The sequence below is a fragment of the Kitasatospora sp. NPDC059747 genome (assembly GCF_042732955.1).
Taxonomy (GTDB): Bacteria; Actinomycetota; Actinomycetes; order Streptomycetales; family Streptomycetaceae; genus Kitasatospora.
Window position 1 is genome coordinate 21474 of the sequence record NZ_JBHWGV010000032.1, and the last position, 14814, is coordinate 36287.

The 14814-nt window shown below is 71.8% G+C and carries 16 protein-coding genes and 1 tRNA gene; 8 read left to right on the forward strand and 9 right to left on the reverse strand.

All coding sequences use genetic code 11. From position 1 onward, the window contains the following. Positions 1-140 precede the first annotated feature (140 nt). From ACFV4G_RS16550 to rpmB, 5 genes are all read right to left on the reverse strand, one after another. Positions 141-500, reverse strand: a complete 360-nt coding sequence (locus ACFV4G_RS16550; RefSeq protein ID WP_380440788.1) for a hypothetical protein — start codon at positions 498-500, stop codon at positions 141-143. Between the two features lie 152 nt (positions 501-652). After that, positions 653-1891: a GTP-binding protein gene (locus ACFV4G_RS16555; protein ID WP_380440790.1), complete on the reverse strand. Its 1239-nt coding sequence runs from the start codon at positions 1889-1891 to the stop codon at positions 653-655. Further along, positions 1888-2121, reverse strand: a complete 234-nt coding sequence (gene rpsR, locus ACFV4G_RS16560; RefSeq protein WP_380440906.1) for a 30S ribosomal protein S18 — start codon at positions 2119-2121, stop codon at positions 1888-1890. Before rpsR ends, ACFV4G_RS16555 begins: the two co-directional genes overlap by 4 nt. Before the next feature lie 146 nt (positions 2122-2267). After that, positions 2268-2573 carry a 30S ribosomal protein S14 gene (gene rpsN, locus ACFV4G_RS16565; protein ID WP_380440792.1) on the reverse strand — a complete coding sequence of 102 codons (306 nt, stop codon included), beginning with the start codon at positions 2571-2573 and terminating at the stop codon, positions 2268-2270. Then, positions 2573-2809 carry a 50S ribosomal protein L28 gene (gene rpmB, locus ACFV4G_RS16570; RefSeq protein WP_380440794.1) on the reverse strand — a complete coding sequence of 79 codons (237 nt, stop codon included), beginning with the start codon at positions 2807-2809 and terminating at the stop codon, positions 2573-2575. The genes rpsN and rpmB overlap by 1 nt, the downstream gene beginning before the upstream one ends. A 251-nt stretch (positions 2810-3060) precedes the next feature. Between rpmB and ACFV4G_RS16575 the strand changes: the two genes are divergently transcribed. Both ACFV4G_RS16575 and ACFV4G_RS16580 read left to right on the forward strand, forming a co-directional pair. Further along, a complete protein-coding gene (locus tag ACFV4G_RS16575) occupies positions 3061-4290 on the forward strand; it encodes a GTP-binding protein (protein ID WP_380440796.1) in 1230 nt (409 codons plus the stop codon). Between the two features lie 449 nt (positions 4291-4739). Beyond that, entirely contained in the window at positions 4740-5168 is a 429-nt protein-coding gene (locus ACFV4G_RS16580; RefSeq protein WP_380440798.1) for a pyridoxamine 5'-phosphate oxidase family protein, read from the forward strand. A gap of 247 nt (positions 5169-5415) precedes the next feature. Here the strand turns inward: ACFV4G_RS16580 and ACFV4G_RS16585 are convergent, their stop codons facing one another. Together ACFV4G_RS16585 and ACFV4G_RS16590 are read right to left on the reverse strand one after the other, a co-directional pair. Then, a complete protein-coding gene (locus tag ACFV4G_RS16585; RefSeq protein ID WP_380440800.1) occupies positions 5416-5622 on the reverse strand; it encodes an NUDIX domain-containing protein in 207 nt (68 codons plus the stop codon). 27 nt (positions 5623-5649) lie between these two features. Beyond that, a complete protein-coding gene (locus ACFV4G_RS16590; protein WP_380440802.1) occupies positions 5650-8238 on the reverse strand; it encodes a beta-L-arabinofuranosidase domain-containing protein in 2589 nt (862 codons plus the stop codon). 206 nt (positions 8239-8444) lie between these two features. Between ACFV4G_RS16590 and ACFV4G_RS16595 the strand changes: the two genes are divergently transcribed. Continuing rightward, a tRNA-Ala gene (locus ACFV4G_RS16595) sits at positions 8445-8517 on the forward strand. A gap of 68 nt (positions 8518-8585) precedes the next feature. Here ACFV4G_RS16595 and ACFV4G_RS16600 read toward each other — a convergent pair. Further along, positions 8586-9323, reverse strand: coding sequence for a DUF5324 family protein (locus ACFV4G_RS16600; protein ID WP_380440804.1), 738 nt, complete (start codon positions 9321-9323; stop codon positions 8586-8588). Positions 9324-9552: 229 nt separating this feature from the next. On the opposite strand from ACFV4G_RS16600, the gene ACFV4G_RS16605 reads away from it, so the two are divergent. Next, positions 9553-10458, forward strand: coding sequence for a rhomboid family intramembrane serine protease (locus ACFV4G_RS16605; protein ID WP_380440806.1), 906 nt, complete (start codon positions 9553-9555; stop codon positions 10456-10458). Positions 10459-10826: 368 nt separating this feature from the next. On the opposite strand, the gene crgA is transcribed toward ACFV4G_RS16605, so the two are convergent. Continuing rightward, positions 10827-11075, reverse strand: a complete 249-nt coding sequence (crgA, locus tag ACFV4G_RS16610) for a cell division protein CrgA (RefSeq protein ID WP_380440808.1) — start codon at positions 11073-11075, stop codon at positions 10827-10829. A gap of 168 nt (positions 11076-11243) precedes the next feature. Between crgA and ACFV4G_RS16615 the strand changes: the two genes are divergently transcribed. The 4 genes from ACFV4G_RS16615 to ACFV4G_RS16630 all read left to right on the forward strand — a co-directional run bounded on the left by ACFV4G_RS16615 (position 11244) and on the right by ACFV4G_RS16630 (position 14590). After that, positions 11244-12008, forward strand: coding sequence for a DUF881 domain-containing protein (locus ACFV4G_RS16615; RefSeq protein ID WP_380440810.1), 765 nt, complete (start codon positions 11244-11246; stop codon positions 12006-12008). Positions 12009-12077: 69 nt separating this feature from the next. Beyond that, a complete protein-coding gene (locus ACFV4G_RS16620; RefSeq protein WP_363647589.1) occupies positions 12078-12257 on the forward strand; it encodes a hypothetical protein in 180 nt (59 codons plus the stop codon). A gap of 57 nt (positions 12258-12314) precedes the next feature. Then, positions 12315-12980 carry an aminodeoxychorismate/anthranilate synthase component II gene (locus ACFV4G_RS16625; protein WP_380440812.1) on the forward strand — a complete coding sequence of 222 codons (666 nt, stop codon included), beginning with the start codon at positions 12315-12317 and terminating at the stop codon, positions 12978-12980. Positions 12981-12985: 5 nt separating this feature from the next. Continuing rightward, a complete protein-coding gene (locus ACFV4G_RS16630) occupies positions 12986-14590 on the forward strand; it encodes a DUF4255 domain-containing protein (protein ID WP_380440814.1) in 1605 nt (534 codons plus the stop codon). Positions 14591-14814: the final 224 nt, after the last annotated feature.

A 14814-nucleotide genomic window follows, 5' to 3' on the forward strand; every position in this document is an offset into this window, starting at 1 on the left:
TCCACCGTCGGGCACACGTCCGGGGCACCGAGTTGCGCGAACCGGGGGCACACGTTCATGTGCCCGCTACAGCACCAGGGTCACTTGGCGAACGCGGTGTTGCTGTTGTACGCAACGGTGGCCCGAACGACGGCTGCCCGTCAGTACGAAGCGCTGGTGGCGCACCGGCCGAGGTCGGTGTTACACACGATGACGTACGAGGTGATTCCGGAGTCCTGGAGTTGGTAGGTGTAGTGCTCATCGCCCCGGACGTTGCTGTAGGCGCTGGACCAGTTGCCGTTCGACTGCTGGAGGTTCACCGTGCAGTAGTTGCCCATGGTGGAGATCACGTAGCCCTGCACCCAGTCGTGCCCGTTGTAGTACTGATCGATCATGCCCCCGGCACAACCGGGGACGTTGGCGGTGAAGGTGGCGTCGGCCGACGCCACCCCAGTGCTCAGACCCAGGCTGCCTGCTGCGACGGCAGTCACGGCGGCGAGGCGGACAGCAGCGGTGCGCAACCCAATCATCTTTTCCCCCTGTGGAGTTGACGGCTGGTTACTGCGACGACCCATGCTGCCATCGAACCCCCCTGAAGGCACGTCTCCCGTACAAATCCGCACACCCCTCGGAGTCGCCGATCAGGGCGGTGCAGCGGCTCCGGCGCTTTGTCCTAGGTGTGGGAGTGGTCGTGGTCCTGCTGGAGCTCGTATTCGTCCCACACCGGGAACGGGTCATCGAATGCCGTCCAGACATGGGGCCCGGCCGCGTGCTCGGCGTCGTCCAGCAGGCAGTGGGCGAGTGCGGCACGCAGCTCGTCCTTGCGCAGACCGGTGCCGATGAAGACCAGCTCCTGGCCGCTGTGCACCTGCTCGTCGCCGAGGCCGGTCAGCGCCGTGGCATCGGTCAGAGTGGCCAGGTTCATCGTCAGGCTCATGGACGGGCGCATGCCGGAGGGTTCGAAGCGGGCGACCGAGCCCGCCTGGGACCACAGGCCGGTGACGGCCGGCCGGGAGGCGAGCCAGAAGAAGCCCTTCGAGCGCAGGACGGTGCCGAACTCCCCCGCGTCGAGCCGTCGGCTCACCAACTCCCAGAGCCGGCCGGGATGGAAGGGCCGCTCGGCGCGGAAGACGAGGCTGGTGATGCCGTACTCCTCGGTCTCCGGCACGTGGTCACCGTTGAGCTCGGCCACCCAGCCCGGGGCCTCCTGGGCCTTGCTCAGGTCGAAGAGCCCGGTGCCCAGGAGTTCGGCGGGCGGGACCTTGCCGCCGGTCGCGCGGACGATCCGGGCCGCGGGGTTGAGGCGGCTGAGCGCGGCGGCGAGCCGGTCGGCCTCCTCGGCCGTGACAAGGTCGGTCTTGTTCAGGACCAGGACGTCGGCGAACTCGACCTGGTCCATCAGCAGGTCGCTGACGGTGCGTTCGTCGTCCTCGTACTGATCGAGGCCGCGGGCCGTCAGCTCGTCGCCGCCGCGCAGTTCGGGCAGGAAGTTCGCGGCGTCGACCACGGTGACCATGGTGTCCAGACGGGCGACCTCCCCGAGGGTGGCGCCGTCGTCGCGGGCGAAGGCGAAGGTGGCCGCGACGGGCATCGGCTCGGAGATGCCGCTGGACTCGATCAGCAGGTAGTCGAAGCGCCCCGCCCGGGCGAGCCGGTCGACCTCCTCCAGCAGGTCGTCGCGCAGGGTGCAGCAGATGCAGCCGTTGGTCATCTCGACCAGGCGTTCCTCGGTCCGGGAGAGCGCGCCGCCGCCCTCGCGGACCAGCGCGGCGTCGATGTTGATCTCGCTCATGTCGTTGACGATGACCGCGACCCGCAGGCCGTCCCGGTTGTTCAGCAGGTGGTTGAGCAGCGTGGTCTTTCCCGCGCCGAGGAACCCGGACAGCACGGTGACCGGGAGGCGCCCGTTCACCGGCCGACTCGCACTGCGCCGGTGCCGTGGGGCAGCAGGGCCATCTCGCGAGCGTTCCTGATCGCGCGAGCCGTCGCGCGCTGCTGCCGAGCGGTCGTCCCGGCGATGCGGCGGGCGCGGACGCGGACGCGGTCGGAGATGAACTTCCGAAGCAGGTTCGTGTCCTTGTCGTCGATGTACGTGAGGGGAGGATTGGGGCCCGTCCTGCGGTCCCGGCGGGCGGGGGCGATCTTGATCACGGCTTCCCTGGTTCTGGTGAGAGTTGCGTACGCGTGAGGCGACAACGGGATCGAGGGTTCTCCTCGGGGTCGCACCCCATGCCGCGCAGGCCGGGAGAGTCCGCGTGGCACGGGGTGCGACCGGTTCACGAGGTGTGCTACCAACTGGCCTTGCGCACACCGGGCAGGAACCCGGCGTGGGCCTGCCGGCGCACCCCGATGCGGGAGAGCCCGAAGGCCCGCAGGTAGCCGCGCGGGCGGCCGTCGACCGCGTCGCGGTTGCGGACCCGGGTGGCGCTGGCGTCGCGCGGCTGGCGCTGCAACTCGGCCTGCGCGGCGAGGCGGTCCTCGGGCGAGGTCGCCGGGGAGGCGATCAGTCGCTTGAGCTCGGCGCGGCGCTCGGCGTACCGGGCGACGATCACGCGGCGCTGCTCGTTCTTGGCGATCTTGCTGCGCTTGGCCATCAGACCTTCCCTCCCCGGGCGCGCACGACGGCGACGGCCTTCTCGATGCCGAGCTTGTCGACGGTCTTGATGCCCTTGGCGCTGAGCGTCAGGCGGACGAACCGGCCCTCGCTCGGCAGCCAGTAGCGCTTGGTCTGGATGTTGGGGTCGAAGCGGCGCCGGGTGCGGCGGTGCGAGTGGGAGATGGCGTTGCCGAACCCGGGCTTGCGGCCCGTGAGTTGGCAGTGGGCGGACATGGCGACTCCGTGCCGGTGAGGACAGCGGCGGCAGGCGGGGCCGACCCGTGGGAATGCCGCCGCTGCCGCGAATGGTGAGCCGACACTAGCACTAGATGAAAACGAAAACCATTACGTTATGGTGGGGCCCACGCCCGGGGCCCACACCCGGCCCGACACACCTTCCAGCGCCGCTACGGCCTCACCGCCCCCAAGCCCGGCACAGCGAGCCGACGCACACCGGCTCGCCCGGTACCCCAAGGAGGAATGAGTTGACCCCGCAGGGCGAGCCCCGCCCACTGCCCGTCACCGTGCTCGGCGGCCTCGCCACCGGCCTCCGGGACTGCGTCGCCGACCTGGCGCGCATCGAAGTCCCGGGCCTCGCGGTGCTCGCCGTGAGGGTCGGCTCCGAGGGCCGTACGGTCGCCTGGCAGGTGTACGAACGCCGCGGACCGGTCGGCGGGGGCACGCTGACGCCGGCAGGGCCGTGCACCTCCGACGCGCTGCCGCCGGCCCTGCTCGCCGTGCTGCTGCGGCTGGCGCGCACCGCCCGCTACCGGCGCCTGCTGCTCACCCTGCCACCGGGCATGGCACCTGACCTGGTCGCCCTGGACATGGCGGAAGGGCACGTCTGCGGGCAGGCACTCGCCGACCATCTGCACATGGACACGGTCGCCGCCTGTGTCGACCTGTCGCGACTCGAGGACGATCTCGGCAGCGGCGACCGGCTCCTGGACCGGGGACTGGCCATCGGGCCCGCAGACCGGCGCACCGTCGCCGAGACCGCCGCCCGCCACCTCGCGAGCGCCGACACCGTGGTGACCTCGGACGCACACGACCCCGATCCCGCCGCCTCCGCACGCGCCGTCGCCCTGGTACACCACCTCTCCGCGTGCCACTCGATGGCCCACATCTGCCACGACCCGCTGACCGGCGCCCTCTGGACACCCAACCTCTCGGCGCTGATCGGCCAGAACCGCTTCGACCCCGACGACGTACGGGACCGGCACGGCCCATTGCCCCTCCTCCGGCAGCCGCGCGCACCGGAGTTCGGCGTCCGCACCACGTACTGGTCGTCCCGCCGACCCCTGCACGCACAACGCCTGTACGACGCCCTGCCTCAGATCTGCCCAAGCGCCATTCGCGGACACGGGCACCTGTGGCTCGCCAACCGGCCCCGGTCCATCCACCGGTGGGAGTCCGCCGGCGAACACCTGGCCATCCAGACCGCCGGCACCTGGCTGTCCGAGCAGGACGACACGGCATGGCGGACGGCCTCGGCCGAGCGGCGCACGTTCGCCGCGCTGTTCTGGCACCCCTACTACGGCGAGCGCCGCTGCGAACTGACCTTCACCGGCATCGACCTCGACATCCCCTCGCTCCACGAGCGGCTGAACACCTGTCTGCTCACCGACGCCGAACTCGCCCTCGGCATGGAGCACTGGCAGCTGTCCGACGACCCCTTCGCCGCAGCCCTCGACACCGACCCGCCATCGCCCTGACCTCCGACGATCACGACGCCCGGCCGGATCACGTCCGACAACCCTGGCTGTCGGCCTCTGGAGTCATGCCGCCTGCCAGGCCTGACACGAACTCAGCGGACGGCCACGTGGACGCAGCTCGGGCCGCTCCCACAGGTTCGTTCAGATCACATACATGACTGCCGACGACACCAGTCACCCCTCGTCGTCACCAACTGCGGGACAGAGCCGTTCACGGGACACGTCCATCTTCGAATGACGCGACCACGATCGCGAGGGTCGAAGGCGGGTTGTCCATACGTACCGGTGTCACCGAGTTGCCGACCGGACAGGTGCCCGTTCCCGTGACCTTCGAAAGGGATTCAGCGTTGATCCGGCATGACCTACGCATCGTTTGACGGGACGACAGCCGGTTCATTCACTTCGATGTGTGGCCTGGCCCCGGTCTCTGCATGCGGAGAGGAGCGCACGTGGCGCTGACCCGTGACGAACGCGAGGGGTTCCTGGCGGAGCCTCGTGTCGCTGCCCTGTCGGTCGATGCAGGGGAAGGGCGCGGTCCGCTGATCGTCCCGGTCTGGTACCGGTACGAGCCCGGTGGCGACGTCAGGGTGATGACCGATGTGGGTTGCCGCAAGGCGCTGCTCATCGAGAAGACCGGGCGCTTCAGCCTGATGGTCGAATGTACGGAGCCGCGGGTCCGCTATGTCTCCGTCGAGGGGCCGGTGGTCCGCACGTCGCCCGGGTCGATCGAGCTGCTCCGCGAAGTGGCGGCCCACTACCTCGCTCCCGAGCTGGTCGATCGCTGCGTCGAGATCGCGACAGCGAGGTACAGCGGCGAGCGCGTGGTCTTCCACATGGCCCCCGAGAGGTGGTTGAGCAGGGACCTCAGCGCGCCATGACCAGGCCGGAGAACGGGCCCGAGCCCGGTTCGGACCGTAGCCGCGGTCTTGGTGCAGGCAGTTCGGGCCCTCTGGTGTTCATGTGGGGCGCCGAAGCCGGCAAGCCCGGCAACGGACTCACCAGCGGAAGTGACATGGATGCGGCACTGCCGTTCGGCGGGATGCTCTTGGCGATCGCCCCGGCCGCGGACTCGGAGCCGGCCCGCAGTTCGCCGCCAACCGACCTCGCCCGGAAGCACAGAGAGAACTACTGGCGGACTTCCCCGTCCGAGAACTCGATCACGTGCCCGGGGTCGCTGTAAGTGCCGACCAGGCCGATGACTTCGACCTCGATGCCCGTCTCCTCGCGCACCTCGCGAACGACGGCACCCGGGAGGTTCTCACCGATCTCGAGGCCCCCGCCCGGCATCCCCCACCGGCCGTTGTCCGAGCGCCGTTCGAGAAGCAGTGCCACGCACCGCCAACCCCCACCGACGCCGGATCAGATGAACCGCCACAGGTGGTCGCTGGTGCCGGTGTCGTCCCAGAGCACGGCCTGCGCTCCCAAGGCGGTGGAGGCACCGGAGACACCGAGGACGCGGCCGCTGTTGGCGCACTGGATCCTGAAGGTGTCCCCACCTCCGTGGCGCAGGCGCCACCGGTGGTCGGTGGTGCCGTTGTCGGTCCACTGGACGATCCTCGCGCCGTTGGCGGTGCCGCCGTTCTCCACGGCGAGGACTTTGCCGCTGTTGGAGTTGCGCAGGCGCAGGTGGCCGCCGGTGTCGAGGGCGGCCGTCCAGAGGTGGTCGGCGGTGCCGTTGTCGTCCCACTGGATGACGAGGCCGCCGTCGGCGGTGGACATGTCCTTCACTCCGAGGACCCGCCCGCTGGCGACGTTCTGGATCCGCATGGCACCGACGGGAGCGAACTGCCACTGGCCGGCGGCGGCACCGCTGTCGGGCAGCTGTACGGCTGCGGTGCCCTGGACGGTGGAGCCGCCGGCGATGCCGAGCAGCTTGCCGGTGTGGACGTTCTGGAGCTCGTGGTAGCCGTTGCCGGCGTCGACGACGGTCCACCGGTGGTCGGCGGTGCCCGTGTCGGCCCACTGGAGGATCGGGGCGTTGTCGGCGGTGGACATGTCCTTCACGCCGAGGACCTTGCCGCTGTTGACGTTGCGCAGCCGCAGTGCGGTGCCGTCGACGACGAGGGCCCAGTTGTGGTCGGCGGTGCCGGTGTCGGACCACTGCAGGGCGAGGCCGCCGTCGGCGGTGGACATGTTCTGGATGCCGAGGACGAGTCCGCTGGCCGCGTTGACCAGACGGAAGCCCGCGCCGTCGATCCGCCAGTAGACGGCGTAGTTGAAGCCCTGAGCGTCGTGGAACGGGCCGAGGCCGACCGTCGCTCCGTCGGCGGTGGCCGTGAAGGCGAGGGCGGTGCTGCTGGTCCGGGTGATCGTGGTGGCGTCCAGGGCCGGGAGGGCGGACAGCGTGGTGCTGCCGTAGTTGCCGGCCAGGACGGCGGGGCCGTAGGTGATCGCCGCGACACCGGGGCTGTCGTTGGCGGCTTCGAGGGCCACCCGCATGGGGAGCTTCACGGTGACGGTGTCGCCGGAGACCCAGGCCCGGGTGAGGGTGGCGTACGTGCCCGGGGTGGCCGCGACGCTCTGCGCGACGCCGTTGACGCTGACGCCGGCGCCCGAGGTCCACCCGGGGATGCGGACGCGCATGGACCACGTCCCGCCGACACTGCCGGTGACCTTGAGCGTCGTGGTGTCCTCGGCCGGGAACGCGGTGGTCTGGGTGACCGTGATGCCCCGCTCGGTCCAGTCCAGGACGGACGGGAGGAACAGGTTCACCGTGAGGGTGGTGCCCTCGTGGAAGTAGATGGAGTCCATCAGCTTGGTGTTGGACTCGATACCCGTTCCCTGGCAGCACCAGAACGTGCCGTAGTCGGTGCTCCAGGTGCCACCGCCCCAGGCCGGGCCCTTGCCCCGGCGGCCGCCCGGGTCGAGGGAGCTGAAGTACGTGATGTGGCCGTGCGGGTCGGCCGGGTTCTGGGCGCCGATGACGTGGTTGAGCAGCGCCTTCTCGTAGAAGTCGAAGTACGAGGCCCGGTCCGGGCTCAGCTGCCACAGCTCCCGGGTCAGCTTGAGCATGTTGTAGGAGTTGCAGAGCTCGCAGGTGTCGTCGGTGAGGTAGCCGGAGATGGCATTCGCGGCCCGGAAGTGCTCCGCCTGGCTGTTGCCACCGATGGCGTAGGTGTGCGCGCCGGTGGTGATCGCCCAGGCGTTGGCGGCGATGTCGCGGTAGCGGGTCGTCCCGGTGGCCTTGTACTCGCGGACGGCTCCGATCCACTTGGGCACCTGCGTGTTGGCGTGCAAGCCGTCGAGCTGGTCCAGGTTCGCGGCGAGCGGATCGAAGACCGCGGCGTGGTCGAACCGCTGAGCGGTGGTCAGCCAGCGTGCGTCACCGGTCTGTTGGTAGAGACCGGCCAACACGTCGTTGATGCCGCCGAACTCGGTGCCCAGCATCGACTGCATCGTGCCGTAGCCGAGCGCGGCGGTGCGGCGGTCGACCCAGCCTGCGATCGCGAGGAGCACGTCGCGGGCCTGGGTGTTGCCCAGGAGGCGCCACACGTCGAGCAGACCAGCCATGGTCTTGTGGACGCAGTAGTACGGGACGTTGCCGTTGCCCAGCCTGCCCGCTTCGAGGCTGGCGAAGTCGGCCTCGGGGAAGCCCGCCAGGTAGCCGGCGGAGAAGCCCGCGGCAGCGTTGTTGGCCTGGCACTTGGCGAGTTCGGCCACCATCCGGTTGGCCTTGTCGCGGCAGACGGTGTCCCCGAGCGCGGCGGCGGCCTGGGCCCACGCCGAGAGGAAGTGGCCCTGCACGTGGGTGCGGAACGGGAACCCCGGGTCGTCCCAACCCCCGTTCGTGGCAGCCGCGTTGGTGGATAGCCGGTGGTTGGCGCGGAAGTTGTACAGCAGGCGGTCGACGTCGACGAAGCGGAGGTAGGCCAGGGTGCGGTTCTGGTTGTCGAGCCATCGGCTGCTGGTGAGCCGGACCTGACCCAGCTCGAACGGGACTGTCGACACTCCGACGTCGGACCTGACCGGTCGCGGGGGCGGCCGGGGGGTGTCGGGCACGCGGGGGGGGGGCGGCGGGGGCCCGCCCCCGCGCCCCGCCCGCGGCGCGGGCGCGGGGCCGCGCCCGGCGCCCCCCGATTCCCTCAGGGGGACGGCACCGGTAGGCCGCCGGAACCCGGTACGCTAGTGCCCGTCGGCACCGGCGGTGCCGTAGAGGGGCATTAGCTCAGTTGGTAGAGCGCTGCCTTTGCAAGGCAGATGTCAGGAGTTCGAGTCTCCTATGCTCCACAGTTCGCAGTACCAGCCGATCGGCCGTTGACCTGAGTCCGGGTCAACGGCCGATCGGCGTTCCGGCGTCAGTGCGGCTTGCGCGGGTCGTGCGGCTTGGGGCGGTCGTCGGCCGGGGGAGCGGGCTCGTCGGCCGCCCCCTCGGGGCCCGTGCCGTTGACCGGTGCGGCGGAGGAGCCGGTCGCGTGGGCGCCGGCCGGCTGCGCGGCCTGCGGCGCCGGGGGCTCGACCAGCCACTCCGGGTTGCTGTGCCGGCGCCACCACTGCCAGGCGAGGACCCCGCCGCCGATCGCCACCGCGCCCGCCACGGCGAGGCCGGCGGCCCAGCCGTTGTGCTGTTCCTTCCTGGCGTTGCGGGCGGCGAGGTCGCTGATCTCGGCGGAGCTGACGTGGCCCTGGAGGGCGGTGAGCGCGGCGGCGCCCCGGGCCTGGGCCTCCTGCGCGACCGGGACGACCGCGGCGCGGGCGTCCCCGACCGCCTGGACGACCCTGGGGGCGACCGTGGAGCGCGCCTGGTCCGCGGCGCGGGCGGCGGAGAGGCGGGCGGCCAGTGCGGCCTCCTGGGCCCGGTGGAAGGCCTTCAGGGCGTTCTCCTGGGCGTCCGGCGGGAGGTTGGCGAAGGCGTGGCCGAACTGGGGGGCGAGGTGCCGGTCGTACTGGACGCGGAGGCTCTGGGCGGCCTGGGAGGCCTTCGGCCCGAGCGCGTCGAGGGCGGGGCCCAGGCGCTGCTTGGCGCCGTCCGCGAGGTGCGCGGCGGTGTCCCGGGTCCTGGCGGCCGTCTCACGAGCTGAGTCCAAACGGGTCACGGGTTCTCTCCTCCTGGGTGGCGTCCTATATGCACATATCCACCTGAATGCTGATCATGCATCCTGATTTGTCCGACGGCACCCCGGGGTGGGCCGTCTGCGGGTGTCGCGGGTGCTTGGGGAGGGGGACCGGCGGGGCAGGATCGAGAGTGGGGACGACGTCCGCCGCCGGGGCGGCCGCAGTAGGCTGGCGGCTCCGGTGGTCCTGTACGGGAAGGGGAAACCGCTGATGCTCCCGGACGAGCCGAGGCCGTCGGCCGATGGGGTCCAGGCGTCCACTCCCGAGGCCGTTCCGCCCGGGTGCTACCGCCATCCGCAGACGCCCACCGGCATCTCGTGCACCCGCTGCGGGCGCCCGGTCTGCCCGTCGTGCATGGTGCCCGCCTCGGTGGGCTTCCAGTGCCCCGAGTGCGTCAGCGGCGCGCACTCCGAGACGCGGCGGCCGACCACCCGCTTCGGCGGGACGCTGACGGCCGACGGCGCGCTCGTCACCAAGGTCCTGATCGGGATCAACCTCGCGGTCTTCGTGCTCGCCGCCTACGTCTTCTCGCCGTGGCTCGCCCAGGACTGGATGCTGTACAGCGCCGGCCGGGCGATCCAGGGCGGTCCCGGGGGCGTGGCCGACGGCCCGAGCCAGTGGTACCGGCTGCTGACGGCGACCTTCCTGCACGTCCAGGTGTGGCACGTCGGCTTGAACATGCTGGCGCTCTGGTGGACCGGACAGGTGCTGGAGGCGGTGCTCGGCCGGGCGCGCTTCCTCGGCCTCTACCTGCTCTCGGGCCTGGCCGGCAGCGCCCTCGCGTTCCTCGTGGCCGGCAACCTGATGAGTTCGCTGGGCGCCTCCGGGGCCGTCTTCGGCCTCTTCGGGGCGACGCTCGTGCTGCAGATCAGGACCCGCAGTCCGATCGGCCCGGTGATGGCCCTGCTGGTCTTCAACCTGATCCTCACCTTCTCGGTCCCCGGGATCGACTGGCGCGCGCACGTGGGCGGCCTGGTGGTGGGGGCGCTGACCGCGGTTGGCCTGATGTTCGCCCCGCGCGAGCGCCGCGGGCCGGTCCAGGCGCTGACGATGGCGGGCGCGCTGGCCGTCGTCCTGGCGATGGTGCTGATCGGGATGGCCCGCTACGGCGCCTGACGCCGCGGGTCGTTGTCCACAACGGGTGCGGGGTTGTGCACAGCCCGTGTGGTGCGCCGGGTGTGGACAGCTGTTCTACGCGTGTCCGCCTGTGCGGTTCGCGCTCTCACGAAGTGCTGTCCACAGCTGTGGACAGCACTTGGCGCCCAAGTTATCCACAGGCTGGGGACACTTTTCCCCAGTGTGGATAACCATGTGGATAAAGGCGACAGTGTGATTGTGGGGATAGCTGCCCGGCCGGTCGCCCGGCTCCGGGCACGCCTCGACGCCGTCCCGGGTCGAGCTGTCCGGGACGGCGGAGGGGCCGTGTCAGGGGGTCGGAAGGGCCGATCGGCGGCGTGATCCGGCCAGGGCGTGGGCCCCGGCCGTCACTTCCACTGGGTGGAGACGCCGAAGCCCGCCGCGATGAAGCCGAAGCCGACCAGGATGTTCCAGTTCCGCCAGCTCTCGACCGGGTAGTTCCCGCTCGTCACGTAGTAGGTGACGATCCACACCAGCCCGATCAGGAACAGTGCCAGCATCAGGGGCGCGACCCAACTGCGGCCCGAACTGATCTTCACCACGGCCGTCGTCGGCGGGGTGTAGTCGGACTTCTTGCGGAGTCGAGACTTCGGCACGAGGAGCTCTCCTGTCGATGCGCTGTGAGACCGCGCAGGGGTGCAGCGGGGGCGGGTCGGCCGGCGTCACTCGTGGAGAACGCTGGGGACGGCTCCCGCACGTGCCACCGGCGTCCGTTAGCGTAGTGGCTCGGCGGGTCTTAAGGAGATAAGGGTACGGTGCCTAATTTGTCGATTCCCCCTCGGCCGACCCGTACCCGTCGATCCGGCATCCGAATTGTCGGCCGTGCCCTGACCTGCGCCGTCTTCGCGCTCGCCGGTCTGCTTTTCTACATCAGCGCACAGACCGCCCGCGGGACCGACCTGCGGACCGACAACTCGCTCCTCAGCCTCGGCGACGTGATACGCCAGCGCAGCGCCCAGAACCAGCAGGCGCAGGCCCAGCTCGCCGACCTCCAGGCCCGCGCCCAGGCGCTCACCGAGCAGCGGAGCCAGAACCCGGCCGACACCGCCCGGCTGGACGGCCTCCGGCTCGGCGCCGCGCTGGAGCCGCTCCAGGGCGGCGGCCTGACCGTCACCCTCAACGACGCCCCGCCGAACGCCACCGCCCGCATCCCCGGCGTCCCCGAGCCGGGCGTCAACGACCTGGTCATCCACCAGCAGGACATCCAGGCCGTGGTCAACGCGCTGTGGCGGGGCGGCGCCGAGGGCGTGCAGGTCATGGACCAGCGGCTGATCTCCACCAGTGCCGTCCGCTGCGTCGGCAACACCCTGCTGCTCCAGGGCCGGGTCTACTCGCCGCCCTACGTCGTCAAGGCCGTGGGGAAGACCGACGACCTGCGCGCGGCCGTGGACGGGGACCCGACGATCCGCAACTACCTGCGCTACGTCCAGGCGTACGGACTCGGCTGGAAGGTCCAGGAGAGCGGCGACCTCGCCCTGCCCGGCTACTCGGGCACCACCGACCTCCGTTCGGCGGGCGGCCAGCAGTAGCGGACCTGCCTGGACGCCGTGGAATGCGGGTCTACTCTTGACCCCAGTCTGCTACGTCGAGGGAGCACCATGTACGGCTGGATCTGGCGTCACCTCCCGGGGAACACCCTGGTCAAGGCCGTCATCTCGCTGCTCCTCATCCTCGGGGTGGTCTACCTCCTGTTCACTTACGTCTTTCCGTGGGCGGAACCGCTACTCCCCTTCGGTGACGTCACAGTGGACGGCGGTGACGGTGCCGCGGCCGGCTGAGCCGGCCGGCCCCGCTCTTCCCCTCCAGTCCCCGCGAGCCACGGAGATAGCGCGCGAATGACCACCCAGCGGACCCAGCCCCGGATCCTGGTCGTCGACAACTACGACAGCTTCGTCTTCAACCTGGTCCAGTACCTGTACCAGCTCGGCGCCACCTGCGAGGTGGTGCGCAACGACGAGGTGACCGTCGAGCACGCCGTCCGCCGCGGCAGCGGCGACGAGGGCTTCGACGGGGTGCTGCTCTCCCCCGGCCCCGGCGCGCCGGAGGAGGCCGGGGTCTGCATCGAGATGGTCCACCACTGTGCGCGGATCGGACTGCCGGTCTTCGGCGTCTGCCTGGGCCTGCAGTCGATCGCCGTCGCGTACGGCGCGGTGGTCGGCCGGGCGCCGGAGCTGCTGCACGGCAAGACCTCACTGGTCGAGCACGAGGACGGCGGGGTGTTCGAGGGCCTGCCCTCGCCGCTCACCGCCACCCGGTACCACTCGCTGGCGGTCGACCCGGCGACGGTGCCGGAGGACCTGGTGGTCACCGCCCGCACCGAGAGCGGCGTGATCATGGGCCTGCGGCACCGCGAACTGCTGGTCGAGGGCGTGCAGTTCCACCCCGAGTCGGTGCTCACCGAGGGCGGGCACCGGATGCTCGCGAACTGGCTGGCGGAGTGCGGCCACCCGCAGGCCGTGGACCGGTCGGCCGGGCTCGCCCCGGTGATCGGCCGGGGCTGAGCGGCGTGACCGCACTGCGTCCCGAGGGGCGTTACCAGCCGGAGGCGGGACCGTACGGGGACGGGCGGCAGCCCGCGGACCAGTACGGCCAGGCCGAGTACGGCGGAGGCCGGCAGGTCGACGGCCAGTACGGCTACGGGCAGTACGGCGGCCAGTACCAGGGCGCCCACCAGTCCCAGCCGGTCCAGCCCGCCCCGCCCGGGCAGGCGGGCGCGGAGGACGGCTGGGGCGTCTACGAGCAGGCCGAGCAGGCCGCCGACGCGCCCGAGTACCCCTGGCTGCCCGACCAGACCGTGCAGCTCCGGCTGCCCGCCGGGGAGGGCCCGGCCGCCGCCGAGGCGGCCCCGCCCACCGGCGGCCGGGCCGAGCGCCGGCGGGGGGGCCCGGGCCCGCCGCGAGGGGAGCCCGGGCGGCGGGCGGGGCGCGCCGCCGCGGCGCGCGCCGCCGGCCGCCCGCCCCCGACCGGGCGCGGGCTCGGTGCCCTGGCCGACGTGCCCGGCGCGGGCGTGGACACCCGTCCCCTGGACGAACTCGTCGACGGCACCCGCGACAAGCTCGTCAACCTCTACCTCTTCCAGGCCGACGTGGACGGCGCCCTGCGCGACGCCGACCAGCCCGGCCTCGCCCCCGGCGAGAGCGGCGGTCCGCCGTTCCCGCTCACCCTGCACTACCTCGTCACGCCGTTCGTCAAGCGCGACCCCGGCCTCGACGCCCAGCGGCTGCTCGCCCGCGCCGTCCGCGTCCTGAACGACAACCCGGTGCTCCAGCGCGGCGAACTGGCCGCGTTCGCGCCGGAGAGCGACGTCGCCAAGCAGCTCGACCGGATCCGGATCACCTGGCAGCCGTTCGGCGAGAAGGACATCTACTCGCTCTGGACGGCGTTCCAGACCCCGTACCGGATGTCGGTCGCCTACGAGGTCGGCGTGGTGCTGATCGACGGCCACCGCCCGCCGACCGTCCCCGTGCCGGTGCTCACCCGGGGCGCGGACGACCGCGGGCCCGTCGCGCAGGGCTTCCTCCCGCTCGGCCTGCCGGCCCTCGACGCCGCCGTGCCGCCGGGCGGGCAGCCCGCCGTGCGGGGCGGTGAGACGGCGGTGCTGCGCGGCAGCGGGCTGGCGGCCCCGGCCGAGGTGCGGCTGAGCCATCCGCTGCTCCCGGCGCCGGTCGCCGTCGCCCCGGATCACGTCACCGGTACCCAGGTGCAGTTCACCGTCCCCGTCGGCACGGCCGCCGGGCTCTGGTCGGCCGGACTCTCCCTCGCCGGGCAGGTCACCAACGAGGTCCCGCTCGCCGTCGCGCCCCGGATCACGCACCTGCCCGCGCAGGTCGGGCGGCACGCCGACGGGAGCGCGCAGATCGACGTCCGCTACTCCCCCGCCGCCCTGCCCGGACAACCGGTGCTGCTGGTCCTCGACGGCCGCGCCGTCCCGCCCGACCCGCTGCCGCACGGCGTGCCGCGCCCGCCCGGCCACGCGCGGTTCACCGTCCCGGACGCGGCCCCCGGGCGGCACCTGGTGCGGTTGCGGGTCGCGGGCGTGGACAGCCTCCTGGTCGACCGCTCGGGCACCCGGCCGGTGTTCGACCCGAGCCAGGCGGTGACGGTCCTGTGAGCGGCGGGACGGGTGAGGAGAAGGAAGCCGCCAACGGCCGGTTCCTCGCCGCGTCGCTCGCGTGGTTGCGGCTGCTGCTGCACCGGGCGATCGCGGACGGTCCGGGGGGGGCCGGGCCCCCCCCCCCCCCCCGGGGGGCGCGCCCCCCCGCCGCCCCCCCCCGCTCAGTCAGACCGTCACCCACGCAGAGACACACTCGGAGAGAGAGTCTCTCACGCTCCGGC